Source organism: Streptomyces sp. NPDC043876 (genome assembly GCF_056435825.1).
Map to the genome: position 1 here is coordinate 1 of NZ_JBWKDV010000005.1, position 25769 is coordinate 25769.

General features: G+C 73.9%; 19 protein-coding genes, 1 rRNA gene and 1 pseudogene. 16 read left to right on the forward strand and 5 right to left on the reverse strand.

All coding sequences use genetic code 11. From position 1 onward, the window contains the following. From rrf to AC0693_RS17045, 3 genes and pseudogenes are all read left to right on the forward strand, one after another. Positions 1-92: ribosomal RNA gene (rrf, locus tag AC0693_RS17035) — 5S ribosomal RNA — on the forward strand; the annotation flags it as partial. A gap of 104 nt (positions 93-196) precedes the next feature. Further along, a pseudogene (locus AC0693_RS17040) lies at positions 197-1408 on the forward strand (hypothetical protein); the annotation flags it as partial. A gap of 468 nt (positions 1409-1876) precedes the next feature. Beyond that, entirely contained in the window at positions 1877-2896 is a 1020-nt protein-coding gene (locus AC0693_RS17045; protein ID WP_478802404.1) for a tetratricopeptide repeat protein, read from the forward strand. Between the two features lie 96 nt (positions 2897-2992). On the opposite strand, the gene AC0693_RS17050 is transcribed toward AC0693_RS17045, so the two are convergent. Further along, positions 2993-4282 (reverse strand): DUF1015 family protein, encoded by a 1290-nt coding sequence (locus AC0693_RS17050; RefSeq protein ID WP_478802257.1) that lies wholly within the window; start codon positions 4280-4282, stop codon positions 2993-2995. A gap of 83 nt (positions 4283-4365) precedes the next feature. Here AC0693_RS17050 and AC0693_RS17055 point away from each other — a divergent pair, with 83 nt between their 5' ends. The 4 genes from AC0693_RS17055 (at position 4366) to AC0693_RS17070 (ending at position 8580) form a co-directional block, all read left to right on the forward strand. Continuing rightward, entirely contained in the window at positions 4366-5448 is a 1083-nt protein-coding gene (locus AC0693_RS17055; RefSeq protein ID WP_468471035.1) for an HAD hydrolase-like protein, read from the forward strand. Positions 5449-5514: 66 nt separating this feature from the next. Next, a complete protein-coding gene (locus tag AC0693_RS17060; RefSeq protein ID WP_478802258.1) occupies positions 5515-6561 on the forward strand; it encodes a FecCD family ABC transporter permease in 1047 nt (348 codons plus the stop codon). An 11-nt stretch (positions 6562-6572) separates the two neighbouring features. Then, a complete protein-coding gene (locus tag AC0693_RS17065) occupies positions 6573-7652 on the forward strand; it encodes a FecCD family ABC transporter permease (RefSeq protein ID WP_478802405.1) in 1080 nt (359 codons plus the stop codon). Between the two features lie 79 nt (positions 7653-7731). After that, positions 7732-8580 (forward strand): ABC transporter ATP-binding protein, encoded by an 849-nt coding sequence (locus AC0693_RS17070; protein ID WP_356416549.1) that lies wholly within the window; start codon positions 7732-7734, stop codon positions 8578-8580. On the opposite strand, the gene AC0693_RS17075 is transcribed toward AC0693_RS17070, so the two are convergent. Continuing rightward, complete coding sequence (locus tag AC0693_RS17075) at positions 8577-8930, reverse strand: sterol-binding protein (RefSeq protein ID WP_478802259.1); 354 nt, start codon at positions 8928-8930, stop codon at positions 8577-8579. The genes AC0693_RS17070 and AC0693_RS17075 overlap by 4 nt on opposite strands. Before the next feature lie 64 nt (positions 8931-8994). Here AC0693_RS17075 and AC0693_RS17080 point away from each other — a divergent pair, with 64 nt between their 5' ends. From AC0693_RS17080 to AC0693_RS17100, 5 genes are all read left to right on the forward strand, one after another. Further along, a complete protein-coding gene (locus tag AC0693_RS17080) occupies positions 8995-9273 on the forward strand; it encodes a hypothetical protein (protein ID WP_356416543.1) in 279 nt (92 codons plus the stop codon). Positions 9274-9280: 7 nt separating this feature from the next. Further along, positions 9281-10096 carry a TlyA family RNA methyltransferase gene (locus AC0693_RS17085; protein ID WP_356416541.1) on the forward strand — a complete coding sequence of 272 codons (816 nt, stop codon included), beginning with the start codon at positions 9281-9283 and terminating at the stop codon, positions 10094-10096. A gap of 17 nt (positions 10097-10113) precedes the next feature. Beyond that, a complete protein-coding gene (locus AC0693_RS17090; RefSeq protein ID WP_356416538.1) occupies positions 10114-11013 on the forward strand; it encodes an NAD kinase in 900 nt (299 codons plus the stop codon). Between the two features lie 65 nt (positions 11014-11078). Then, on the forward strand, positions 11079-12845 hold the full coding sequence (recN, locus tag AC0693_RS17095) for a DNA repair protein RecN (RefSeq protein ID WP_478802260.1): 1767 nt from the start codon (positions 11079-11081) through the stop codon (positions 12843-12845). A 227-nt stretch (positions 12846-13072) separates the two neighbouring features. Continuing rightward, entirely contained in the window at positions 13073-14176 is a 1104-nt protein-coding gene (locus AC0693_RS17100) for a glycosyltransferase family 4 protein (RefSeq protein WP_469318804.1), read from the forward strand. Positions 14177-14201: 25 nt separating this feature from the next. Here AC0693_RS17100 and AC0693_RS17105 read toward each other — a convergent pair whose 3' ends face one another. The 3 genes from AC0693_RS17105 to AC0693_RS17115 form a co-directional block, all read right to left on the reverse strand. Next, on the reverse strand, positions 14202-15833 hold the full coding sequence (locus AC0693_RS17105; protein ID WP_468471024.1) for a PucR family transcriptional regulator: 1632 nt from the start codon (positions 15831-15833) through the stop codon (positions 14202-14204). Between the two features lie 36 nt (positions 15834-15869). After that, entirely contained in the window at positions 15870-17252 is a 1383-nt protein-coding gene (locus AC0693_RS17110; RefSeq protein WP_478802261.1) for an FAD-binding oxidoreductase, read from the reverse strand. 104 nt (positions 17253-17356) lie between these two features. Next, the gene (locus AC0693_RS17115) at positions 17357-19162 is read right to left on the reverse strand and encodes a glycoside hydrolase family 15 protein (RefSeq protein ID WP_469318806.1); all 1806 of its coding nucleotides are present in this window, start codon (positions 19160-19162) and stop codon (positions 17357-17359) included. 435 nt (positions 19163-19597) lie between these two features. Between AC0693_RS17115 and AC0693_RS17120 the strand changes: the two genes are divergently transcribed. From AC0693_RS17120 to ald, 4 genes are all read left to right on the forward strand, one after another. After that, the gene (locus AC0693_RS17120; protein WP_478802262.1) at positions 19598-21232 is read left to right on the forward strand and encodes a CTP synthase; all 1635 of its coding nucleotides are present in this window, start codon (positions 19598-19600) and stop codon (positions 21230-21232) included. A 90-nt stretch (positions 21233-21322) separates the two neighbouring features. Next, on the forward strand, positions 21323-21949 hold the full coding sequence (locus AC0693_RS17125) for an NUDIX hydrolase (RefSeq protein WP_356416521.1): 627 nt from the start codon (positions 21323-21325) through the stop codon (positions 21947-21949). A gap of 459 nt (positions 21950-22408) precedes the next feature. Then, positions 22409-24373, forward strand: a complete 1965-nt coding sequence (locus tag AC0693_RS17130) for a tetratricopeptide repeat protein (protein WP_469318808.1) — start codon at positions 22409-22411, stop codon at positions 24371-24373. 152 nt (positions 24374-24525) lie between these two features. Beyond that, positions 24526-25641, forward strand: a complete 1116-nt coding sequence (gene ald, locus AC0693_RS17135; RefSeq protein WP_356413792.1) for an alanine dehydrogenase — start codon at positions 24526-24528, stop codon at positions 25639-25641. Positions 25642-25769: the final 128 nt, after the last annotated feature.

Here is a 25769-nt window from a genome sequence, read left to right on the forward strand (position 1 = left end):
CGCCCGGTTACATTTCGAACCCGGAAGCTAAGCCTTTCAGCGCCGATGGTACTGCAGGGGGGACCCTGTGGGAGAGTAGGACGCCGCCGAACAATCTTTCAAGGGACCCTTGGTCCAGCGTTCAACGCTGGACCAAGGGTCTTTTTTATTTTATTCGAATTGCGCCGAAGCGCGGCCATGGGTTGGTTGCGCGAGAATGACTAGCGGTACCCCGAAGACAGGAGTCACACCCATGTCCAACTCTCCCGACGATCGTCCGGAGCGCGAGCCTCGTCGTAACGACGGCGGTGACAGGGGCGGCTACCGCGGGGGCCGTGACGACCGCGGTGGCGACCGTCCCCAGGGCGGCGGCTTCCGTGGCGGCGACCGCGGCGGGCGTCCCGCCGGCGGCGGCACCGGAGGCGGCTTCCGCCGCGATGACCGTGGTGGCCGTCCCGCCGGTGGTGGCGACCGCCCCCAGAGCGGTGGCTTCCGTGGCGGCGACCGCCCGAGCTACCCCCGTCGTGATGACGACCGTGGAGGCCGCCCCCAGGGTGGCGACCGTCCGCAGAGCGGCGGTTTCCGCCGTGACGACCGTGGCGGCGACCGTCCGAGCTTCCCGCGTCGCGATGACCGTGGTGGCGACCGTCCCCAGGGCGGTGGCTTCCGTGGCGGCGACCGCCCGAGCTACCCCCGTCGTGATGACGACCGCGGTGGGCGCCCCCAGGGTGGCGACCGTCCGAGCTTCCCGCGTCGCGATGACCGTGGCGGCGACCGTCCGCAGAGCGGTGGCTTCCGCCGTGACGACCGCGGTGGCGACCGTCCGAGCTTCCCGCGCCGTGACGACCGTGGTGGCGACCGTCCCCAGGGCGGTGGCTTCCGTGGCGGCGACCGTCCGAGCTACCCCCGTCGTGATGACGACCGCGGTGCGCGCCCCCAGGGCGGTGGCGGCGGTTTCCGTCGTGACGACCGCGGTGGCGACCGTCCGAGCTACCCCCGTCGCGATGACGACCGGGGCAGCCGTCCGAGCTTCCCGCGCCGTGATGACGACCGTGGCGGATTCCGCGGCGGTCGCGACGACCGCGGTGGCGACCGTCCCAGCTTCCCGCGTCGCGACGACCGTGGCGGCGACCGCCCGCAGAGCGGTGGCTTCCGTCGCGACGACCGTGGTGGCGACCGTCCGAGCTTCCCGCGTCGCGATGACCGCGGTGGCGACCGTCCCCAGGGCGGCGGCTTCCGTGGCGGCGACCGCCCGAGCTACCCGCGTCGTGATGACGACCGCGGTGCGCGCCCCCAGGGCGGTGGCGGCGGTTTCCGTCGTGATGACCGCGGTGGTGACCGTCCGAGCTACCCCCGTCGCGATGACGACCGGGGCAGCCGTCCGAGCTTCCCGCGCCGTGATGACGACCGTGGCGGATTCCGCGGCGGCCGTGACGACCGCGGTGGCGACCGTCCCAGCTACCCCCGTCGTGACGACCGGGGTGGCGACCGTCCCAGCTTCCCGCGTCGCGATGACCGGGGTGGCGACCGTCCGCAGAGCGGCGGTTTCCGCGGCCGCGACGACCGTGGCGGCGACCGTCCGAGCTACCCCCGCCGTGATGACGACCGTGGCGGATTCCGCGGCGGTCGCGACGACCGCGCTGGCGACCGTCCCAGCTACCCCCGCCGTGACGACCGGGGTGGCGACCGTCCGCAGAGCGGCGGTTTCCGCGGCCGCGACGACCGTGGCGGCGACCGTCCGAGCTACCCCCGCCGTGACGACCGCGGCGACCGGGGTGGCGACCGCGGTGGGTACCGTGGCGGCCGTGACGACCGCGACAACGACTACCGCGACCGCGAGCCGATCAAGCGACTCCCGATCGACGACGACATCACCGGTCACGAGATCGACCCGGACGTGCGCCAGGAGCTGCTGAGCCTGCCGAAGGGTCTGGCCGAAGAGGTCTCGCGCAACCTGGTCATGGTGGCCCGGCTGATCGACGAGGACCCGGAGCAGGCCTACGCCTACGCCCGCATCGCGCTGCGGCTCGCCTCCCGCGTCGCCGCCGTCCGCGAGGCCGCCGGTTTCGCCGCGTACGCCACGCAGAAGTACAGCGAGGCGCTCGCCGAGTTCCGCGCCGCGAAGCGGATGACCGGTTCGGTCGAGCTGTGGCCCGTCATGGCCGACTGCGAGCGCGGCCTCGGCCGCCCCGAGCGGGCGCTGGCGATGGCCGGCGAGCCCGAGGTGCAGAAGCTGGACAAGGCCGGCCAGGTCGAGATGCGCCTGGTCGCCGCCGGTGCCCGCCGGGACATGGGGCAGCTCGACGCCGCCATCGTGACCCTGCAGAGCCCGGAGCTGGCCTCCTCCGCCGTGCAGCCGTGGACCGCGCGCCTGCGGTACGCCTACGCCGACGCCCTGCTGGCCAACGGTCGCGAGGACGAGGCACGCGAGTGGTTCGCCAAGACGATCGAGTCCGACAAGGACGGTTCGACCGACGCCTCCGACCGGCTCGCCGAGCTGGACGGTGTCGAGTTCGTCGACGCGATGGGCGCCGAGGACCGCGAGGCCCTCAGCGACGAGGACCGCCGGGTCCAGGACTCCGACGACTCGGGTGTCGCCGAGTACTACGACGAGGACGACGAGGAGTACGAGCCGTCCGGCGCCCGTGAGGACGACGAGGACGACGTGTACGAGGCGTCCGAGGCCCGCGAGGACGACGAGGACGACGCGTACGAGGCGTCCGACGCCCGCGAGATGGACGACGACGAGGACGACGAGGACGAGCTGCTCGCCCGCGTCGAGGCGGACTCCGACGTCGCGGACGAGATCGTGGTCGAGGACGACCTGATCGACGACGAGCCCCACCGCGACGAGGTCGAGCCCGACCGCGACGAGATCGATGCCGCGTTCGAGGACCAGGACCGCGACAAGGCCTGACGCACGGCATGACGAAGGGCGGTGCCCCCGTGGGGGCGCCGCCCTTCTGTCGTTCCGGGGCCGCGTTCCCCGGCCCGGCGTGCGCGGGGACGCCGCTCAGCCCAGGCTGCGCAGCACGAGTCCGGTGGCCGGCTTGGGCCCGAAGGAGGTCGACTTGCGGGGCATGGTGACGCCCTGGCGGGCCAGCTCCCGGACCACGTCCTCCCGTACCGGGTGGAGCAGTACCGCCGTGCCGCCGCTGCGTTCGGCCATGTCGACGGTGGCCTCGGCGTCGTGGATGTACACGATGTGGTCGGCCGCGTCCGGGACCCGCCACAGGGCGTCCAGCAGGGTCGCGTGCAGCACGGTCGCGTCCAGGCGGCGCCAGGCCTCCGGGCGGTCGTGCCGGACCGTGCGCTCGATCAGCTCCGGATCGGGGTCGGTCACCAGGTGGAAGTCGCCGTCACCGGTCAGCAGGAACGCGTTGCCCCGGGCGGAGGCCTCGCCGAGGGCGGCCAGCGCGGCCGGCAGCGGGCCGTCGACCCGGCGGACCGTGAACGATCCCGCCAGCGCGGCCAGCGCGTCGGAGACCGGCAGGCGGCGCAGCATCCGGTGGATGGCGCGGACCTGGAGCGGATAGCGGGCGGTGTCCACGAGCAGCACCAGGCCGAAGTCCCAGGGGGTGGGGCCCGGGTGCTCCTCCTGGAGGCGCAGGTACGTCGCCCAGCGGTGGTGGCCGTCGGCGATGAGGGCCTGGCGGTGGCCGAGGTCCTCGGTGACCGCGGCCACTTCGGCGGGGTCGGTGACGGCCCACAGCCGGTGGCAGAAACCGTCCTCGGTGGTGGTCGACAGCAGGGGCGGGCGGGACGCGGTGGCCTCGACGACCTCGGCCGCCCCGGTGCCCCCGGCTCCGTCGTCGCTGCGGTAGGTCAGCAACAGCGGTTCGAGGTTGGCCGAGGTGGCGCGCATCAGACCGGCCCGGTCGGTGACCACGGGCGGCATGACGTCCTCGTGCGGCAGGACGACCCCGGCATCGGCCGCGGACAGGGCGAGCGCGCCGATGACCCCGCGCTGGAGCATCTCGCCCCTGCGCTGCTCGTACACGTACAGCGCGGGCTCCGGGTCAGCGCTGAGGATGCCCTCGGCGAGCCAGTCGTCGAGGGTCCGGGCGGCCTGTTCGTTGCGCGCGTCCGGGGTGGCGGCCTGGGGGAGGATCAGCCGGACGATGTTGTGCGGGTCCGCGGACTCCAGGTGGTGGAGTCCGTCAGGTCGCACGACCACGTCGTAGGGGGGCGAGGTGACGGCGGCGAGACTGCCGACGCGCTCCGGGACGTAGCGAAGCCCGGGGAAGGGCACGAGGCGCAGTCCGTCGCGCGATCCGTTGTCCTCGGTTCCTGGTGTGGTCATTCGTGCATGGTAAGTCCCGTCTCGCGATGCGGGATGATCAGGGTGGAGCACGGAATCGGCCAGAAGACGAAGGGGCGGTCAGGATGACCCGGCAGAGCAGGACCAGGCCCGCGGGCAGTGAGCGCAGTCTGCACCAGGCGTACGACACGGCCCTGCTGGACCTGGACGGGGTGGTGTACACGGGGGGCGAGGCGATCGCGCACGCGGTGGACTCGCTGCTGGCGGCGCGGGCCGACGGGATGCACCTCGCGTACGTCACGAACAACGCGCTGCGGACGCCGGACGCCGTCGCGGGACACCTGAGCGAGCTGGGCATCCCGTCCGAGGCGGCCGAGGTGATCACCTCGGCGCAGGCGGTGTCCCGGCTGATCGCCGATCAGGTGCCGGCGGGATCCAAGGTGCTGGTCATCGGCGGTGAGGGGCTGCGGGTCGCGCTGCGCGAGCGCGGGCTCGTGCCGGTGGAGTCGGCGGACGAGGAGGACCTGGCGGCGGTGGTCCAGGGCTTCGGCGGGCCGGACCTCCCGTGGGGGCGCTTCGCGGAGGCCTCGTACGCGATCGCGCGCGGGGTGCCGTGGTTCGCGTCGAACACGGACCTGACGATCCCGAGCGCGCGGGGGATCGCGCCGGGCAACGGGGCCGCGGTGGAGGTCGTACGGATCGCCACGGGCGCCGAGCCGCAGGTGGCGGGCAAGCCGCTGCCGCCCATGCACCGCGAAACGATCCTGCGCACCGGCGCCGAGCGGCCGCTGGTGGTCGGGGACCGGCTGGACACCGACATCGAGGGCGCCTTCCACGGGGAGGTGGACTCGCTGCTCGTGCTGACCGGGGTGACGGACGGGGCGCAGCTGCTGCGGGCCGAGCCGAAGCACCGGCCGACGTACGTGGACCGGGACCTGCGGGGCCTGCTGACCGGGCAGCCCGAGGTGGAGGACGCCGGGGACGGTTTCCGCTGCGGCGGGTGGACCGCGCTCGCGCGGGACGGCGTACTGGAGCTGCGCGCCGGGGACGGCGACGGCGACGGCCGGGAGACGGATGCCGCGGACGCGGACGCCGGGGGTGATCCGCTCGACGGGCTGCGGGCGCTGTGCGCGGCGGCCTGGACGCAGGCCGGGGACGGGTCGTGCACGCTGGACGCGGGCAAGGCGCTGGCCCGGCTCGGCCTGTAGCCGGTCGAAGAGGGTCCGGGGGCGGGGGGACTCGCAGAACGCGGAGGGTAGGCTAACCTAACTTTCGTGTTGGTCGAGAGTCCCCCCGAACAGAGCGCGGCCGCGACGGCCGCCCCCCGCCCGCGACACGCCGCGCGCGCCGCCGGTCTGGCGGCCGCCCTCGCGGTGTTGGTGCTGATCGCGCTGGCGAGCATCGCGGTGGGCGCCAAGCAGATGCCGCTCGATCAGGTCCGGCACGGCCTGTTCCACTTCACGGGAACCCCCGCCGACGTGGTGGTCAGGGACCTGCGGGTGCCGCGGACCGTGCTCGGCCTGATGGTCGGCCTCGGCCTCGGCCTCTCCGGCGCGGTGATGCAGGCGCTGACCCGCAATCCGCTGGCGGAACCCGGCATCCTCGGCGTCAACGCGGGCGCCGCGGCGGCCGTGGTCTCCGCGATCAGCTTCTTCGGGGCGTCCACCCTGAGCGCGTACGTCTGGTGGGCCTTCCTCGGCGCAGCCGTCGTCTCGGTGGTCGTCTACGTCCTCGGCGGCAGCCGCAGCGCGACGCCGGTGCGGCTCGCCCTCGCCGGTACGGCGGCCAGCGCGGCGCTGGTCGGCTACATCAACGCCGTGCAGCTCATGGACAGCAAGGCGCTGGAGAAGCTGCGCTTCTGGACCGTCGGCTCGCTGGCCTCCGCGAACATGGACACCGTCCGCCAGGTGGCGCCGTTCCTCCTGGTCGGCGCGGTCCTCGCGCTGTGCCTGGGGCGACCGCTCAACGCCATGGCGATGGGCGACGACACCGCGCGGGCGCTCGGCGCGAACCTCACCCTGACCCGGGTCACCGCGATGGCGGCGATCACCCTGCTCTGCGGTGCGGCGACCGCCGCCTGCGGTCCCATCGTCTTCATCGGGCTGATGATCCCGCACCTGGTCCGCTTCTTCACCGGCCCGGACATGCGCTGGGTGCTGGCCTACTCGGCGGTGCTCTCACCGGCCCTGCTGCTCGCCGCCGACGTCATCGGCCGGGTCATCACGCGCCCGGCGGAGCTCCAGGTCGGCATCGTCACCGCGCTCATCGGCGGTCCCGTCTTCATCACCCTCGTCCGGCGCAAGAGGATGGCCCAGCTGTGAACGCGAAGACCGTGAAGAGCGGCGCGGGTGCGAAGGGCGTCAAGAGGTCCGGCGGTGCGCCCTCCCGGGGGCTGCGCGGGCCCGGCGGGATCTCCCTGCGGGTGGAGCCGCGCGCGCTGGCGGTCGGTCTGCTGCTGCTCGCCGCCGTGCTGGTGCTCGCCGTCCTGCTCATCGGCACCGGCGACTTCGAGATCGCCCCGGCGGACGTCGTCAGGACCCTGGTCGGTGACGGCACCCCCGCCCACGACTTCGTCATCAACGACCTGCGGCTGCCGCGCGTGCTCGTGGCCGTCCTGGTCGGCGCGGCCCTCGGGATGGCCGGCGGGATCTTCCAGTCCGTGTCCCGCAACCCGCTCGGCTCCCCGGACCTGCTCGGCTTCGGCTACGGGTCCGCGGTCGGCGCGCTCGTCGTGATCGTCCTGTTCAAGGGCGGCGCGGGGGAGGTGGCGACCGGCGCGGTCGTCGGAGGCGTGCTGACCGGTGTCGCGGTCTACCTGCTGGCCTACAAGCGCGGCATCCACGGCTACCGCCTCGTCCTCGTCGGCATCGGAGCCTCCGCGATGCTGATCGCCGTCATCCAGTACCTGCTGACGAAGGCCCAGCTCGTCGACGCCGCCCGGGCGATGGTCTGGCTGACCGGGTCGCTGGCCGGGCGCGACTCGGCGCAGGTGTGGCCGCTGCTGGCGACCTGCCTGGTCGTCTTCCCGCTGGTCCTGGGGCAGGGCAGGGCGCTGCGGATGATGGAGATGGGCGACGACGCCGCGTACGCGCTCGGCGTACGGGTGGAGCGCACCCGGATCCTGCTGATGTTCGCGGCGATCGTGCTGACCACGGCGGCGAGCGCCGCCGCCGGGCCGATCAGCTTCGTCGCGCTGGCCGCCCCCCAGCTGGCGCGCCGGCTGACCCGCTCGCCCGGCGCCAACCTGCTGTCCGGCGCGCTGATGGGCGCCGCCCTGCTGCTGGCGTCCGACTGGACCTCGCAGCGCGTCTTCGGCTCCGACCAGCTGCCGGTGGGCGTGGTGACGGGCCTGGTCGGCGGTGTCTACCTGCTGTGGCTGCTCGTCACGGAACGCAAGGCCGGGCGGATATGAGCGGCCCGCGCGCCGCGGCCCCGCCCCATCGCCCCCCGAACCGTCCGGTGAACCGGGCCGGAACCCAAGGAGTACCCCAGTGCAGCGGCTGACCGCGCGGAACGTGACCCTCGGCTACGACCAGCGGGTCATCGCCGAGAACCTGTCGGTGGAGATCCCCGACCACTCCTTCACGGTGATCGTCGGACCCAACGCCTGCGGCAAGTCCACGCTGCTGCGCGCCCTGGCGCGGATGCTGAAGCCGACGGCCGGTCAGGTGCTGCTGGACGGGCACGCGATCGCCTCGATGCCCGCGAAGAAGGTGGCGAAGACGCTCGGTCTGCTGCCGCAGTCCTCGATCGCCCCCGACGGCATCACCGTCGCCGACCTGGTCTCGCGCGGCCGCTACCCGCACCAGGGCCTGCTGCGGCAGTGGTCGGCCGAGGACGAGCGGATCGTCGCCGAGTCCATGGCCTCGACCGGGGTCGCCGAACTCGCCGACCGGGCCGTGGACGAACTCTCGGGCGGCCAGCGCCAGCGCGTGTGGATCGCGATGGCCCTGGCCCAGCAGACCCCGCTGCTGCTGCTGGACGAGCCGACGACGTACCTGGACATCCAGCACCAGATCGACGTCCTGGACCTGTGCGCGCACCTGCACGAGGAGCGGGGGCGGACGCTGGTCGCGGTGCTGCACGACCTCAACCACGCGGCCCGCTACGCCACGCACCTGATCGCGATGCGCGACGGCGAGGTGGTCGCCGAGGGGCCGCCCGCCGAGATCGTCACCGCGGAGCTGGTGGAGCGGGTCTTCGGGCTGCGCTGCCAGATCATCGACGACCCGCAGACGGGGACGCCGCTGGTGATCCCGGCCGCGCGCGCGGCCCGTACGAAGACCCCCGCCGCCGCGGCCGTGCCCGGCGCCCCCGCGCAGGCGGCCGCCCGGTCCTAAAGCATGCTGCGCAGCCGCAGCAGGTCGCGGAAGCCGGCCTCCAGGCCGACCCGGCCGGAGGCCCAGCCCTTCGCGAACTTCAGCTCGCCCGCGACCATCGCCAGCAGGTCCGCGCCGGTCATCGACAGGCGGATCTCGGCCTTCGCGCGGGGCGGTCCGGGATGCGGGGAGTCCGCGTCCACCCGGATCCGGCCGCCGTCGAGACGGCCCGTGAACGTCTGGTCCAGATCGGTGATGTGGCAGCTCAGGGAGCGGTCGAGCGCGGCGGCGCCGCGCACGTCCCCGGTGGATCCGGCCAGGTTGTCGGAGAGTTTGTCGAGTGCCGCGCGGCACTCTTCGATCGTCGCCATGGTGAGCCCGACGGTACCGCAGAGCCGTGCGTGGCGGCGGCCGGCTTCGGGGTAGCGTCGGGGCATGACCGACGAAGCGCCCGAGGCCGGGCCGCAGCCCGCGCCCGGGGCCCTGTCCGACGCCGAGCCCGAGCCCGGCGCTCCCGCCCCGCTGGGCGTCGTACGCGCCCCCACCGGCCACGCCCCGGTCGACGCGGGACTCGAACGGCTGGCGGACGCCGACCACCTTCCGGCGGACGGGCACGTCCAGGTGTACGAGGATGTACACCGGGTCCTGCGCGACGAGCTGACCGCGCTCGACGCGCCGCCGCCCGCATCCACGCCGTACGACCTCAGGAGCTGAACCGAACGTGGCAGGAGTGGCACGCCGCCGCCTGGACGCCGAACTGGTGCGCCGCAACATGGCCCGCTCGCGCGAGCACGCCGCGCAGCTGATCGCCGCCGGCCGGGTCACCGTGGGCGGGGCGACCGCGACCAAGGCCGCCACCCAGGTCGAGACCGCCGCGGCGCTCGTCGTCCGCAAGGACGACAGCGACCCCGACTACGTCTCGCGGGGCGGCCACAAACTGGCCGGCGCGCTGGCCGCCTTCCGGCCGCTGGGGCTGCGCGTCGAGGGCCGGCGGGCGCTGGACGCGGGCGCCTCCACCGGCGGGTTCACCGACGTGCTGCTGCGCTCCGGCGTCGCGCACGTCGTCGCCGTCGACGTCGGCTACGGGCAGCTCGCCTGGTCGCTGCAGAGCGACGAGCGGGTCACGGTCAAGGACCGGACGAACGTCCGCGAGCTGACCCTGGAGCAGATCGACGGGATCCCCGCCGACCTGGTCGTGGGCGACCTCTCCTTCATCTCCATCGGCCTGGTGCTGCCCGCTCTGGTGCGGTGCACGGCGCCGGACGCCGACCTCGTCCTCATGGTCAAACCGCAGTTCGAAGTGGGCAAGGACCGGCTCGGCAGCGGCGGCGTCGTGCGCAGTACGGAGCTGCGCGCGGAGGCGGTGCGCGAGGTCGCCCGGCAGGCGGGGAAGCTGGGCCTGGGCGTGCTGGGCGTGACCGCCAGTCCGCTGCCCGGCCCCTCCGGGAACGTCGAGTATTTTCTGTGGCTGAGGGCGGGGGCACCGGCGCTCGACCCGGCGGATGTTGACCGTGCAGTGGCGGAGGGGCCGCAGTGACAGATTCAGCTTCAGGTTTGCCCGCACCACGTACCGTCTTCCTGCTCGCGCACACCGGCCGGCCCGCGGCCATCCGCAGCGCCGAGCTGGTCGTCCAGGGCCTGCTGCGCTGCGGGCTGGGGGTGCGCGTCCTGCGGCAGGAGGCGGCCGACCTGCCGCTGCCGCCCGAGGTGGAACTCGTCACCGACTGCACGCCCGGCGTGCTCGACGGCTGCGAGCTGCTGATCGTGCTCGGCGGGGACGGGACGCTGCTGCGCGGCGCCGAGTTCGCGCGCGGCTCCGGGGTGCCGATGCTGGGCGTCAACCTCGGCCGGGTGGGGTTCCTCGCCGAGGCCGAGCGCGACGACCTGGACAAGGTGGTCGACCGGGTCGTCACCAAGGCGTACGAGGTCGAGGAGCGGATGACCCTCGACGTGTCCGTCCACACCAACGGCGACGTCGTCCACCGGGACTGGGCGCTCAACGAGGCGGCCGTCCAGAAGGTGTCGCCGGAGCGGATGCTCGAAGTGGTCCTGGAGATCGACGGCCGGCCGGTGACCGGCTTCGGCTGCGACGGGATCGTCTGCGCGACCCCCACCGGCTCCACGGCGTACGCGTTCTCCGCGGGCGGACCGGTGGTCTGGCCGGAGGTCGAGGCGCTGCTCATGGTCCCGATCAGCGCGCACGCGCTGTTCGCCAAGCCGCTGGTGACCTCGCCGGACTCGGTGCTCGCGGTGGAGGTCCAGCCCGGCACCCCGCACGGCGTCCTGTGGTGCGACGGCCGCCGGATGCTGGAGCTGCCCGCCGGGGCCCGGGTGGAGGTCCGCAGGGGCGCCGTGCCGGTCCGGCTCGCCCGGCTGCACCACGCCTCCTTCACGGACCGCCTCGTCGCGAAGTTCGCGCTTCCCGTCTCCGGCTGGCGCGGCGCGCCGCACTGATCGTTCCGGGGTCTCGCCGGGGGCGCGCCCGAGGGCGCCGCGCGTGACGCGCGGGAAACCTCGGTATGGTCTGGGACGTGCTTGAGGAGATGCGGATACGGTCGCTCGGAGTCATCGACGACGCGGTGGTCGAGCTGTCGCCCGGTTTCACCGCGGTGACGGGCGAGACCGGAGCGGGCAAGACGATGGTCGTCACGAGCCTCGGGCTGCTGCTCGGTGGCCGGGCCGACCCGGCGCTCGTACGGATCGGGGCCAAGGCCGCGGTCGTCGAGGGCCGGATCGTGCTGCGCCCCGGCGCGCCCGCCGCCCTGCGCGCCGAAGAGGCCGGGGCCGAGCTGGACGACGGCGCCCTGCTGATCAGCCGCACGGTGTCCGCGGAGGGGCGCTCGCGCGCCCACGTGGGCGGCCGCTCGGTGCCCGTGGGGCTGCTCGCCGAGCTGGCGGACGACCTGGTCGCCGTCCACGGGCAGACCGACCAGCAGGGCCTGATGCGGCCGGCGCGGCAGCGCCAGGCGCTCGACCGGTACGCCGGGGACGCCGTCGCGGTCCCGCTGGAGAAGTACGCGGCCGCCCACCGGCGGCTGCGGGCCGTGGCCGGTGAACTGGACACGATCACCACCCGGGCCCGGGAGCGGGCCCAGGAGGCGGACCTGCTGCGCTTCGGCCTCGACGAGATCGCGGCCGTGGAGCCGCTTCCCGGCGAGGACGTGGAGCTGGCGGCGGAGGCCGAGCGGCTCGGCCACGCCGAGTCCCTGGCCTCGGCGGCCGCCGCCGCGCACGCCGCGCTCGCGGGCAATCCGGAGGACCCGGAGGGCGTCGACGCGAACACCATGGTCGCGGGCGCCCACCGGGCGCTGGAGGCCGTACGCGCCTACGACCCGGCGCTCGGCGTCCTCGCCGAACGGATCGGGGAGCTGGGGATCCTGCTCGCCGACGTGGCGGGGGAGCTGGCCGGTTACGCCGACGGGCTCGACGTCGATCCGCTGCGGCTGGCCGCCGTCGAGGAGCGGCGCGCCGCGCTGACCCAGCTGACCCGCAAGTACGGGTCCGCCGGGGCCGCCGGGGCGACCGTGGACTCCGTACTGGAGTGGGCCGAGCGGGGCGCCGAGCGGCTGCTGGAACTCGACGGCGACGACGAGCGGATCGCGGAGCTGACCGCCGAGCGGGACGCGCTGCGCTCCGAACTGTCGGGCCTCGCGCAGGCGTTGACCGACGCGCGGACGGAGGCCGCCGCGCGCTTCGCTTCCGCCGTGACCGCCGAGCTGGCCTCCCTGGCCATGCCGCACGCCCGCGTGAGCATCGACATCCGGCAGACCGAGGACCCCTCGGGCGAAGGCGTCGAGGTCAACGGCCGCGTGGTGGCCTACGGGCCGTCGGGAGCCGATGAGGTGGAGCTGCTGCTGGCCCCGCACCCGGGCGCGCAGCCGCGGCCGATCACCAAGGGCGCCTCGGGCGGTGAACTCTCCCGGGTGATGCTGGCGGTCGAGGTGGTCTTCGCGGGGTCGGACCCGGTGCCGACGTACCTCTTCGACGAGGTCGACGCGGGCGTGGGCGGCAAGGCGGCCGTCGAGGTCGGCCGCCGCCTCGCCAAGCTGGCGAAGACCGCGCAGGTCGTCGTCGTCACGCACCTCCCGCAGGTGGCGGCCTTCGCGGACCGGCAGCTGCTGGTGGAGAAGACGCACGACGGGTCCGTGACCCGCAGCGGGGTCACCGTCCTGGAGGGCGAGGACCGGATCCGCGAGCTGTCGCGGATGCTGGCCGGCCAGGAGGACTCCGAGACGGCCCGGGCGCACGCGGAGGAACTGCTCGCCACGGCGCGCGCGGACGCTTAGCCGGTGCCGGTGCCGGTGCCGGGCCCGAGTCCTGTCGGTGCCCGGCCCCCACCCGTGCGGGTGGCCGTGCCGTGAACGAACGGCCCCTGACCCTCACCCATGTGGGTGATGGTCAGGTGAATATCAGCCGCTCCCGTACGGGATCCGCACCCGTATGGTCCCGGTACGCGCGTGCGGGCTGGCATCCTGGGCGACGTCTCTGACTCCCTCCTCCAGGAGCCCCGCCCGTGAGCAGCTCCGCGGTACCCGCCCCCGCCCAGCCGTACGGGCGGCCGCCCCTGCGCACCGTCCAGGTCCTCGGCGGCGCCGGCGCGGGCAGCAGCGCGCACGTGCGCTCGCTCGCCACCGGACTCGCCGCGCGCGGGCTGCGGGTGACGGTGTGCGCGCCCGTCGAGGCCGAGGGGGAGTACGACTTCACCGGCGCCGGCGCACAGTTCGCCCCCGACGCGGTGAGCGCCCTGCGGGCCGTCTGCGCGGGCGCCGACGTGGTCCACGCGCACGGGGTGCGGGCCGCGATGCGGGCCGCGCTGGCCCTGCGCGGGCACCGGGTGCCCCTGGTGGTGACCTGGCACGGCGGCGGCCCCGCGGCCGGGGGCGCGCTCGGGCGCATCTCCCGGCTGATGGAGCGCCGGGTGGCGCGGTCGGCGGCGGTGGTCCTGGGCGCGTCCTCGGACCAGGTGGACCTGGCCCGGCTGCGGGGGGCCCGGGACGCGCGGCTCGCGCCGGTGACGGTGCCGGGGGCGCGGACACGCGGTGACCTGGAGAAGGTGCGGGCGGAACTGGGCGCGGTGGAACGGCCGTTGCTGATCGCGGTCGGCAGCCTGGTGGCGCACCGCGGCTACGGGGTGCTGCTGGACGCGGCGCGCGCCTGGCGGGAGCTGGACCCCGTACCGCTGCTGGTGATCGCGGGGGAGGGGCCGCTACGGGCCGAGCTGACCCGGCGGATCATGGACGAGGACCTGCCCGTACGGCTGCTCGGGCGGCGCTCCGACGCGGCCGAACTGCTCGCCGCGGCGGACGTGGCGGTGCTGCCGAGCCGCTGGGAGGCGCGCTCGCTGCTGGCCCAGGAGGCCCTGCGGGCCGGGGTGGCGCTCGTGGCCACGGACGTCGGCGGCGTACCGGAGCTGGTGGGGGACGCGGCGGTCCTGGTCCCGTACGGCGACGCCGAGGCGCTGGCCCGCGCGGTGGGCGGCCTCCTGTCGTCCCCGGACCGGCGCGCCGCACTGGCCGGGGCCGGGCACGCCCAGGCCCGTACGTGGCCCTCGGAGGACGACACGGTGGCGCAGGTGCTGTCCGTGTACGACGAGCTGATGGAGCGCTGGGGGCGCTGACCGGCCGCCGGCGGGCCCGCCCCCGTCAGGACGGGGAGGCGGCGCTCACGTGCCGGCGGGCCCGCAGGGCCAGGCTCAGCGACAGGACCGTCTCCGGGTCGTCCAGGTCCGTGCCCAGCAGCTCCGCGATGCGGGCCAGCCGGTTGTACAGCGTCTGGCGGTTCAGGTGCAGCTCCCGGGCCGTCTCCGCCTTGCGGCCCGCGTGCGCCAGGTACGTCTCCAGCGTGGGCAGCAGCGGCGGCTTGGAGGTCAGGTCGTGCGTGCGCAGCGCCCCGATGGCCCGCTCCACGAAGGCGGCCAGGTCCGGCTGTTCCCGCAGCCGCCACAGCAGCAGGTCGATGTCCAGCCGGCGCGCGTCGTACCACGGCCGCGCGGGCAGCCCCTGCGCGGCCGTCGCCGTCTCGGCCGCGTGCCGCAGGCCCGCGGAGGCCGCCGCCCAGCCGCCCGCGACGCCGACCACCACCGCGGGCGGGGCGCCCGCCCGGTCCAGGCCGGCCCGCTCCACCCCGGCCCGCAGCGCCGCCGCGACCCGGTCGGCGACCGCCGTACGCTCCGACTCCGCCCGCAGCGACACCAGCAGCGGCACCCGCCCCTCCACCGGCCGCACGCCCAGCAGCACCGGCACGCCGACCGCCGCGAGCTCCTCCAGCACGGCGCGGGCGAGCACCGCCCAGTTCCCCGACGCCCCGAGGTCGGAGGCCAGCCGCATGACGATCGGCAGCAGCGGCCCGGCGCCCGGTTTGAAGCCGAGGACGCGCGCCTGCGCCGGAGCGTCCTCCGCGCTGATCCGGCCCTCCGCCAGGTCGGTCAGAAAGTCCCCGCGCCCCCGCGCCGCCAGCTCGTCCTCCTGGCGGGCCTGCATCAGGACCACCGCCAGCACCCCCGCGGTCCGCTCCGCCGCCATCCGGTGCACGGGCAGCAGCGGCGCGCCGACCCCCAGCAGGACGAGGCGCGCCCGGACCGACCCGGTGCCGGGTCCGCCGCCCGGTACGTCGACGACCACGGTGTGCGCGGAGGGGCCGGCCTCCCGCTGGCCGCGCAGCCCCTCCCAGACCTGGAGGGGGTCGGCCGCGGCCTCGCCCGCCGTGCTGGCGGCCGCGTAGAGCAGCTGTCCGTCGGGGGTCTCCAGGAACACCGGGTTGGCGGTGAAGTCGGCGAGGATGCGCAGGACCTGGGGGATCCCGCCGCCGCCCAGGAGCGCCTGCGTACAGCGCCGGTGGACCTCCTCGGCGCGCTGGAGCAGGGCGTAGTGCCCGTTGACGATCTCGGTGTGGACCTCCTCCGTCACCGCGACGAAGGGCACCTCGCGGTGCAGCTGGACCAGCGGCAGCCCGGCCGCGCGCGCCGTCTCCACGATCGTCGCGGGCAGCTTGGTGAAGCGCGGCCCCAGCTCGACGACGAGCGCGGCGATCCCCCGGTCGGCGAGGCGGCGCACGAAGGCGCGCTGCTCGCTCGGCCGGGTGCCCAGCCCGAGGCCCGTGGTCAGCAGCAGCTCACCGCCCTTGAGCAGTGAGGCGATGTTGGGCACCTCGCCCGCGTGCACCCAGCGCACGGTGCGCCCGAGGCGGTCCGCGCCCGCCATGACCTCCGGCAGCCCGCTGCGCAGTCCCGGCAGCTCCAGTGCCCGCTGAACGGTGATACCGCCCTGGTTGTCCATGTCGCGGGACGCTATCAGGGGTCCGCGGGGCCGTGATCAGGCCGGTTTGATGTTGTGGTTGAAACGGAAGACGTTGTCGGGGTCGTACCGCGCCTTCACCTCGGCGAGGCGCCGCAGGTTCGCGGCGCCCAGCCCGGCCGCGACCCGCTCGGGTCCCTCGTCGCCGGTGAAGTTGAGGTACACGGCCCCCGTGCTCCAGGGCTGCACGTCGGCCCGTACGTCCTTCACCCACTGCCGGCAGCGGGCGTCGTCGGCCGGGTCCTCCCACACGGCGAAGGGGTGCACCGCCCAGGGCGCCTCCCGGTACGGCACCGGGTAGCCCGTCGGGCCGTCCGCGACCGCGCCGCCCAGTGGGAACAGCACGTGCTGGGTGGGCGTCGGGGCGGGCATCGAGGCGGCGCGGGCGCAGAAGACGTCGAGCAGCTCGTCCGGGGCGCCGGTCAGGTACTCCGCCGACCAGTGGTTACGCAGCCCCGGCGGGTCGTCGAGCATGCACTGGAAGTCGGCGTAGGGCAGGGCCGTGACCAGTTCCGCCGGGTGCGCGAGCGCCAGCAGCGGCGCCGCCATCTTCCGCAGCTCCTCCTCCGTGCCCGCGAAGGTGACCAGCGCGCCGCACAGCGGGGTCCCGACCAGCTCGGGCGGTACGAAGGGGGCGGGCGGCCCGGTCATGAAGATCAGCCCGCCCCCGGCCTCGGGCGGCGCCGCCTCCAGGACGTCGCGGTAGACGCGGGCCACCTCGGGCCCCGCCCCGGGCGGATACAGCAGCAGCGCCACGGCGAAGGCGGGCAGCGGGTGGGTGCGCAGGGTCAGGGAGGTCGCGACGCCGAAGTTCCCGCCGCCGCCGTGCAGGGCCCAGAACAGCTCGGGACGGTCCTCGGCGGTCGCGGTCAGGGTCTCGCCGTCGGCGGTGACCAGGTCCACGCCGAGGAGGTTGTCCACGGACAGGCCGAAGGCGCGGTCCAGCCAGCCCGAACCGCCGCCCAGGACGAGTCCGCCGACTCCGGTGGTGGAGACGCGCCCGCCCGTGGTGGCCACCGCGTACGGCGCGCAGGCCCGGTCGAGGTCGCCCATCAGGGCGCCGCCGCCGACCCGGACGGCCCCGGCGGCCGGGTGGACCGTCACCTCGTTCATCCGGCGCAGGTCGACCACGAGGGCGCCGTCCCCGAGCCCGTCGCCCGCCACGCTGTGACCGCCGCCGCGCACCGCGACCTTCAGGTCCAGCTCGCGGGCGAAGCGGACGGCGGTGACGACGTCGGCCTCGCTCTCGCACCGGGCGATGACGGCGGGACGCCGGTCCACCATGGCGTTGAACACGCTGCGGGCGTCGTCGTACCCCGGGTCCCCCGGAGCGAGGACCTCACCGCAGAGATCGTCGCGGAGCTCGGCGAGAGCCGTGCCCGCCTTCGAGAGGGGAGCCATGGCCGCCCCCTTCCTCGCAGGGGCGTGGGGACCCCTCCAGCGTAGGAGGCGGGCCCGCGCGCGGCGCGCCGGGGGCGCGGGCCCCGGGCGCGACCGCGGCGCGCCTACCCTCCGTACGCGCCGCTCGCCGTCAGCCGCAGGGCGGTGTCGATCAGGGGGACGTGGCTGAACGCCTGCGGGAAGTTGCCCACCTGGCGCTGGAGGACCGGGTCCCACTCCTCCGCCAGCAGACCGAGGTCGTTGCGCAGCGAGAGCAGCTTCTCGAAGAGGCGCCGGGCCTCGTCCACGCGGCCGATCATCGCCAGGTCGTCGGCCATCCAGAAGGAACACGCGAGGAAGGCCCCCTCGTCGCCCTCCAGGCCGTCCACGCCGGCCTCCTCGCCGGCCGTCGGGTAGCGCAGGATGAAGCCGTCCGGGGTCGACAGTTCGCGCTGGATCGCCTCGATCGTGCCGATGACCCGCTTGTCGTCCGGCGGCAGGAAGCCCATCTGCGGGATGAGCAGCAGAGAGGCGTCCAGTTCCTTCGACCCGTAGGACTGGGTGAAGGTGTTGCGCTCCTTGTCGTACCCCTTCTCGCACACGTCCTGGTGGATCTCGTCGCGCAGCTCGCGCCAGCGCTCCAGCGGGCCGTCCGCGTCGCCGCTCTCGATCAGCTTGATCGTGCGGTCCACGGCGACCCACGCCATGACCTTCGAGTGCACGAAGTGGCGGCGCGGTCCGCGCACCTCCCAGATGCCCTCGTCCGGCTCGTTCCAGTGCGTTTCCAGGTAGCGGATCAGTTTGAGCTGGAGCAGCGACGCGTAGTCGTTGCGCGCCAGGCCCGTCATGTGGCCCAGGTGCAGGGCCTCGGTGACCTCGCCGTAGACGTCGAGCTGGAGCTGGTGCGCCGCGCCGTTGCCGACGCGCACGGGCGTGGAGTTCTCGTACCCGGGCAGCCAGTCCAGCTCGGTCTCGCCGAGCTCCCGCTCGCCCGCGATCCCGTACATGATCTGCAGGTTCTCCGGGTCGCCCGCCACCGCCCGCAGCAGCCACTCGCGCCAGGCCGCGGCCTCCGCGCGGTAGCCGGTGCGCAGCAGCGAGGACAGGGTGATCGCCGCGTCGCGCAGCCAGGTGTAGCGGTAGTCCCAGTTCCGGACGCCGCCGATCTCCTCCGGCAGGGAGGTGGTCGGCGCGGCCACGATGCCGCCCGTGGGCCCGTACGTCAGCGCCTTGAGGGTGATCAGGGAACGGACGACGGCCTCGCGGTAGGGGCCGTGGTAGGTGCACTGCTCGACCCACTCGCGCCAGAACAGGGTGGTGGCCTCCAGCGCCGCCTCGGCGTCGGGCGCCTCCGGGGGCTCCTTGTGCGAGGGCTGCCAGCTGATGCAGAAGGCGATCCGCTCACCGGGAGCGACCGTGAAGTCGGAGTAGGTGGTGAGGTCCTTGCCGTAGGTCTCCGCCTCGGTGTCCAGCCACACCGAGTCCGGACCCGCGACGGCGACCGTACGGGCGTCCACCTTGTGCACCCAGGGCACCACCCGGCCGTAGCTGAACCGCATGCGCAGGGCGGACCGCATCGGCACCCGGCCGCTGACGCCCTCCACGATCCGGATCAGCTGCGGGGCGTGGTCCTCGCGCGGCGGCATGAAGTCCGTCACGCGCACCGTGCCGCGCGGCGTGTCCCACTCGGACTCCAGGACCAGGGAATCGCCGTTGTACCGGCGCCGGTCGGCCCGGGGCGCGGCGGCGCCCGGCGCGAAGGCGGGGCCGATGCGCCAGAAACCGTGGTCCTCGGTCCCGAGGAGGGCCGCGAAGACGGCATGGGAATCGAAACGTGGCAGACACAACCAGTCCACCGAGCCGTCCCGGCAGACCAGTGCGGCGGTCTGCATGTCCCCGATCAGTGCGTAATCCTCGATGCGCCCGGACACTTGCAACTCCAGTCGAACGGCCACGTCCGCCCCGAGGGGCGCTTGCGTTGTGCGATTCCCGCTGAGTGATATCCGAGCAGGATATGACGGCACCCTAGTGATCTCCTTAAGTCTTGGAAGAATATGCCTGAGCCAAACGGGTGACGGTGTTGGCGTTGCCAACGGGTACGGGGGTGGCGCCGGCCGACCCGCTCGGCGGATGCCCGCGGGGCGCGCCGCGGACGCGGCCGGAGGCGGACTCTCCGGGTCGCTGATAGGCTGGTACCCCGTGGACCGGTGGTCTGCCTGTGCGAATCAGGAACCCCGAAACCGCAGCTTCGACGCCCCCGGATACTCCTTCACGGACCCCGGGGAAGGTGTCGGACTCACTCACCTCGCGACCACGGGAGCCCCCTCTTGGCGACGCCGCCCGCTGCTTTTCGAAACAGCACAGCCATGACGACCAAGCACATCTTCGTCACCGGGGGTGTCGCTTCGTCCCTCGGCAAGGGCCTCACGGCCTCCAGCCTGGGTGCGCTGCTGAAGGCGCGCGGCCTGCGGGTCACGATGCAGAAGCTCGACCCCTACCTCAACGTCGACCCGGGCACCATGAACCCGTTCCAGCACGGTGAGGTGTTCGTCACCAACGACGGCGCCGAGACCGACCTGGACATCGGGCACTACGAGCGCTTCCTCGACGTCGACCTCGACGGCTCGGCCAACGTCACCACCGGCCAGGTCTACTCGCAGGTCATCGCCAAGGAGCGGCGCGGCGAGTACCTCGGCGACACGGTGCAGGTCATCCCGCACATCACCAACGAGATCAAGCACCGCATCCGGCGGATGGCGACCGACGACGTCGACGTCGTCATCACCGAGGTCGGCGGCACGGTCGGCGACATCGAGTCCCTGCCGTTCCTGGAGACCGTCCGCCAGGTCCGCCACGAGGTCGGCCGCGACAACGTCTTCGTCGTGCACATCTCGCTGCTGCCCTACATCGGCCCCTCCGGCGAGCTGAAGACCAAGCCGACCCAGCACTCGGTCGCGGCCCTGCGCAACATCGGCATCCAGCCCGACGCGATCGTGCTGCGCGCCGACCGCGAGGTCCCGACCTCCATCAAGCGCAAGATCTCGCTGATGTGCGACGTCGACGAGACCGCGGTCGTCGCCGCGATCGACGCCAAGTCGATCTATGACATCCCGAAGGTCCTGCACACCGAGGGCCTGGACGCCTATGTCGTGCGCAAGCTCGACCTGCCCTTCCGCGACGTCGACTGGCGCGTCTGGGAGGACCTGCTGGACCGGGTCCACAACCCCGACCACGAGGTCAAGGTCGCGCTGGTCGGCAAGTACATCGACCTGCCCGACGCCTACTTGTCGGTGACCGAGGCGCTGCGCGCCGGCGGTTTCGCCAACAAGGCCCGCGTCCAGATCAAGTGGGTCACCTCCGACGACTGCAAGACCCCGGCCGGCGCCGCCGCGCAGCTGTCCGACGTGGACGCGATCTGCGTGCCCGGCGGCTTCGGCGACCGTGGCGTCAACGGCAAGGTCGGCGCGATCACCTACGCCCGCGAGAACAAGATCCCGCTGCTCGGCCTGTGCCTGGGCCTGCAGTGCGTGGTCATCGAGGCCGCGCGCAACCTGGCGGGCATCGAGGACGCCAACTCCACCGAGTTCGACGCCTCCACCCCCCACCCGGTGATCTCCACGATGGAGGAGCAGCTGGCCTTCGTCGAGGGCGCGGGCGACCTGGGCGGCACCATGCGCCTGGGCATGTACCCGGCGAAGCTCGCCGAGGGCTCGATCGTGCGCGAGGTCTACGACGACCAGCCGTACGTCGAGGAGCGCCACCGCCACCGCTACGAGGTGAACAACGCCTACCGCGGCGAGCTGGAGAAGAAGGCGGGCCTCGTCTTCTCCGGCACCTCCCCCGACAACAAGCTCGTCGAGTACGTCGAGTACCCGCGCGAGGTGCACCCCTACCTGGTGGCCACCCAGGCCCACCCGGAGCTGCGCTCGCGTCCGACCCGCCCGCACCCGCTCTTCGCGGGGCTGGTCAAGGCGGCCGTGGCGCGCCAGCAGGGCGCGTAGGCGCGGAGCCGACCGCCCTACGGTCGATACGGTAGGCAGCCGGGGCACGAACCGTGTCCCGGCTGTCGCGTTTCCCGGGAGGGTATGGCCATGGGCATCACTGACACGGCGGAGTCGTGGGAGGTCGTCGCCGCGCGGACCCCGTTCGAGGGCGCGAAGACGGCGGTCCGGTCGGACCAGGTCCGGATGCCGGACGGAGCCGTCGTGCGGCGCGACTACCAGGTGCACCCGGGATCGGTGTGCGTACTGGCGCTGGACGAGGAGGACCGGGTCCTGGTGCTGCGGCAGTACCGGCACCCGGTGCGGCACCGGCTGTGGGAGCTGCCGGCCGGGCTGCTCGACGTACCGGGGGAGAACCCGCTGCACGCGGCGCGGCGGGAGCTGTACGAGGAGACCCACGTCCAGGCGGAGTCCTGGTGGGTGCTCGCCGACTTCTTCGCCTCGCCCGGCGGGTCGGACGAGGCGATCCGGATCTTCCTTGCGCGGGACCTCGCGGAGGCGGAGGGGGACCGGTTCGCCGTCTCGGACGAGGAGGCGGACATGGAGCTGGCGCGGGTGCCGTTGGGGGAGCTGGTGCGGGGGGTGCTGGCGGGGGAGCTGGCGAACGCCGGGCTGGTCACCGGCGTCCTCGCGCTCAGCGCGGCGCTGGCCGGTGACGGGGTCGCGGCCCTCCGCCCGGCCGACGCCCCTTGGCCGGCCCGGCCGTACCAGGCGTAGGCCGCCGGGGGCCTTCCCCCGGGTCCCGCGCCCGGCCCCGGGCCCGGGGCCGCGCCGCCGCTGCGCGCCGTGGGCAGGGCCCGCCGCCCCCGGCCCTGCCTCCGGCGGCGCCTCAAACGCCGGCGGGGCTGGAGGCGGGGCCGCAGGGGAATCCAGCGGGGCACACACCAGCCTCCCCGGCGTTTGAGGGGCCGCCGGAGGCACGGACATCGCAGGCGAGGAGAGCGGGCCGCCCGGCCCGCGGGGGCTTCGGCCGAGCGCCGCACCGGGCGGGCGGCGGCAAGATCAGCCTCCCCGGCGTTTGAGGGGCCGCCGGAGGCAAGGGGCGGCCCGGGAAGGACAGGGTGGTGTGACCATCCGCTGATCCGATCGGGCGATTTGTCCGCCGCGCTCCACCCGGTTCGTCGCTCTGTGTGAACTACGCTCAGCATCCCCGAGGGCAGGGAGAGGAGCGGATCCGTGACGGATTTCGTCGGGCGGAGGCGCGAGCTCAAGGAGCTGCGCGAGGACATCGCCAGGACCGGGCTCGACACCCTCTCCGGCCGCAAGGCCAAGGCGCCCCGGGCGCGGGTGCTACTCGTCGCCGGGCGCCCCGGCTCCGGCCGCACCGCGCTCGCCGAGGCCTTCGTGGCCGAGGTGGCCGGCGAGTACCCCGACGGGGTGTTCCGGACCCGCCTCACCACCCCCGGCGGGGACCCGGTCGCCACCGAACGGGCCGTCAGGGGCCTGCTGGAGGCGCTCGGCCGGACCACCCCGCCCGGCGCCGCCGAGGACGAGCTGAGTTCCGCCCTGCGCGAGGCGCTCACCGGCAAGCGGGTGATCCTCCTCGTCGACGACGCCGCCGACCCGCACCAGGTGGACGCCCTCCTGCCCGACACCCCCGAGTGCCTGGTCGTGGTGACCGCCGAGGGCCCCCTCACCGGGATCCCGGACGTCCGCCCCTGCACCCTCGGCGGGCTCGACACCCCCTCCGCCGTCGATCTGCTGGCCCAGCGCATGGGCACCACCCGCGTCACCGCCGACCCCCGCGCCGCCGAGGCGCTCGCCGAGGCCTGCGGGGGCCAGCCCGCCGCGCTGGCCCTGGCCGGCGGCTACCTCGCCGCCCATCCCAAGGCCGCCGTCGCCGACGTGGCCAAGCAGCTCCACGAGATGCCCGCCGGCACCGCCGGACCGCTGGCCCGCGCCTTCCGGCTGGTCTACGAATCCCTGCCGCAGCCCGCCCAGCGCAGCCTGCGGCTGCTCCCACTGGCCCCGGCCGGGATGGTCGACTCGCACATCGCCTCCGCCCTGGCGGGCTGCTCCGTAGCGGCGGCCCAGTCCACGCTGGAGGACTTCACCGGGCTGGCGCTGCTGCGCCCGGCCGCGGACGGCCAGTACCTGCTGCCCGGCTGCCTCGCCCCGCTGCTCCAGGCGCTCCTGGAAGCGAAGGAACGTACCGCCGAGGTCCAGCTGGCCCGGGCCCGGATGCTGGAGCGCACGGTCCGGCTGCTGCACTCCTGCCGGGCCATGGCCGAGGACGACGAGGACACGGTCCGCGAGCTGCTCGACGGCCTGCCGCGCACCCTGCGCTTCCCGGACCGCAGGGCCGCCGCGCGCTGGCTGGACAGCCGGCTGCCCGCACTGACCGCCGCCGCCGCGCTGGCCGTGGCCGACGGCGACCTGGACACCCTGGCCCGCCGCCTGGTCGCCGGGCTCGTCCGGGCCCTGGCCGACCACCGCGGTACGGCGGAGGCCGCGCCCGAGCTGTACGGGCTGCACCGCCTCGTCCTGGACGTCGCCGAGCGCCGCGGACTCCACCGCGAGCAGGCCGCGGCCCTGCTGAACCTGGCCGACCTGGACGCCGAAACCGGACGTACGTACGACGCGCTGGAGCGGTACCGCGCCGCGCTGGACGCGGGACGGGCCGCGAACGACCCCTACGCGACCGGCCGCGCGATGGAATCCGTAGGCGGCGCGTACCAGGAGCTGGGGGACTGGCACCGGGCCGCCGACTGGTTCGGTCGAGCGCTGTCCCAGGCCCTCGCGAGGGGGGAGCGAGCGGACGAGGCGAGGCTGTACGGGCGGCTCGGCAACGTGCACACCTACGCGGGCCGCTACGGGGACGCGCTGCGCAGCTGGCGGGCGGCCTCGGCGGGCTACCGGAAGCTGGCCGATGTACCGGGCCAGGCAAAGGCGTTGAGCGAGATGGCACGGGTGCGCGAGTACGCCGGGCGGCCGGAGGAATCGCTGCACACCTGCCGCGAGGCGATCGAGCTGGCGCGCAAGGCCGGTGACGTGCGCCTGCAGGCCGCGCTCCAGGTGCGGCTCGCCGACACGCTGGACCGGCTCGGCGACCCCGCGGCCGCCAGGCTGCACCGGGCTGTGGCCGACAGATTGCTCGGAGACGACCCCGCAGCCTGCGAAATCCGTAGTAGTTCCGACTGAGATTATTCGTTTGCAAGGCTAGACAGCGACTCATCCTTCATTAGACTGGGTTCACCGCGGCAGTCCGTGGTGCATCCCGTTGCGCGTTCTTGTGGGCGGGTATGTATGGAAGTACCCAGTAATTTCCCCTGAGCCAAGGACCGTGATCGACGATGAAGGTCGGCATCCCCCGCGAGGTCAAGAACAACGAGTTCCGGGTCGCCATCACGCCCGCCGGCGTGCATGAGCTGGTCCGTAACGGCCACCAGGTCTTCGTCGAGCAGAACGCCGGTGTCGGCTCCTCGATCACGGACGCCGAGTACGTCTCGGCCGGCGCCGAGATCCTCGGCACCGCCGACGAGGTCTGGGCCACCGCCGACCTGCTGCTGAAGGTCAAGGAGCCCATCGCGGAGGAGTACCACCGCCTCCGCAAGGACCAGACCCTCTTCACGTACCTGCACCTCGCGGCCTCCCGCGAGTGCACGGACGCGCTGCTGGAGTCCGGCACCACCGCGATCGCGTACGAGACGGTCGAGCTGGCCAACCGCGCGCTCCCGCTGCTCGCCCCCATGTCCGAGGTCGCGGGCCGGCTGGCCCCGCAGGTCGGCGCCTACCACCTGATGCGCTCCGTCGGCGGCCGCGGCATCCTCCCGGGCGGCGTCCCCGGCACCCAGGCCGCGAAGGCGGTCGTCATCGGCGGCGGCGTCTCCGGCTGGAACGCCGCGCAGATCGCCATCGGCATGGGCTTCCACGTGACCCTGCTCGACCGCGACATCAACAAGCTGCGCGAGGCCGACAAGATCTTCGGCACGAAGATCCAGACGATCGTCTCCAACGCCTTCGAGCTGGAGAAGGCGGTCCTGGAGGCCGACCTCGTCATCGGCGCGGTGCTCATCCCGGGTGCGAAGGCCCCGAAGCTGGTCACCAACGAGCTGGTCTCCCGGATGAAGCCCGGAAGTGTCCTTGTCGACATTGCGATCGACCAGGGCGGCTGCTTCGAGGACTCCCGCCCGACCACCCACGCCGAGCCGACCTTCCAGGTCCACAACTCGGTCTTCTACTGCGTCGCGAACATGCCGGGCGCGGTCCCGAACACCTCCACCTACGCCCTCACCAACGCCACGCTGCCGTACATCGTGTCGCTGGCGAACAACGGCTGGGTCGAGGCGCTGCGCCGCGACGCCGCGCTCGCCCTGGGTCTCAACACCCATGACGGGCAGGTCGTTTACGGCCCCGTCGCCGAGGCGCACGGCCTGCCGACGCTGGAGCTCAAGTCGCTCCTCGGCTGATCCGAACCGCGCGGCCGACACCGGCCGACGGCTCCTGCGTCAACGACTGACGTCAATCTCACGTATCCGGCCGGACCTTGCTGACAAGGTCCGGCCGGACGTGTTTCGAGGCCCGCGGCGACCCCGCT

What these genes read in the sequence shown, in the direction of transcription:
- AC0693_RS17050 (WP_478802257.1), bottom strand. Translation starts at nt 4,282, where the DNA reads ATGACCACACCAGGAACCGAGGACAACGGATCGCGCGACGGACTGCGC.
- AC0693_RS17055 (WP_468471035.1), top strand. Translation starts at nt 4,366, where the DNA reads ATGACCCGGCAGAGCAGGACCAGGCCCGCGGGCAGTGAGCGCAGTCTG.
- AC0693_RS17075 (WP_478802259.1), bottom strand. Translation starts at nt 8,930, where the DNA reads ATGGCGACGATCGAAGAGTGCCGCGCGGCACTCGACAAACTCTCCGAC.
- AC0693_RS17080 (WP_356416543.1), top strand. Translation starts at nt 8,995, where the DNA reads ATGACCGACGAAGCGCCCGAGGCCGGGCCGCAGCCCGCGCCCGGGGCC.
- recN (WP_478802260.1), top strand. Translation starts at nt 11,079, where the DNA reads ATGGTCTGGGACGTGCTTGAGGAGATGCGGATACGGTCGCTCGGAGTC.
- AC0693_RS17105 (WP_468471024.1), bottom strand. Translation starts at nt 15,833, where the DNA reads ATGGACAACCAGGGCGGTATCACCGTTCAGCGGGCACTGGAGCTGCCG.
- AC0693_RS17110 (WP_478802261.1), bottom strand. Translation starts at nt 17,252, where the DNA reads ATGGCTCCCCTCTCGAAGGCGGGCACGGCTCTCGCCGAGCTCCGCGAC.
- AC0693_RS17120 (WP_478802262.1), top strand. Translation starts at nt 19,598, where the DNA reads ATGACGACCAAGCACATCTTCGTCACCGGGGGTGTCGCTTCGTCCCTC.
- AC0693_RS17125 (WP_356416521.1), top strand. Translation starts at nt 21,323, where the DNA reads ATGGGCATCACTGACACGGCGGAGTCGTGGGAGGTCGTCGCCGCGCGG.
- ald (WP_356413792.1), top strand. Translation starts at nt 24,526, where the DNA reads ATGAAGGTCGGCATCCCCCGCGAGGTCAAGAACAACGAGTTCCGGGTC.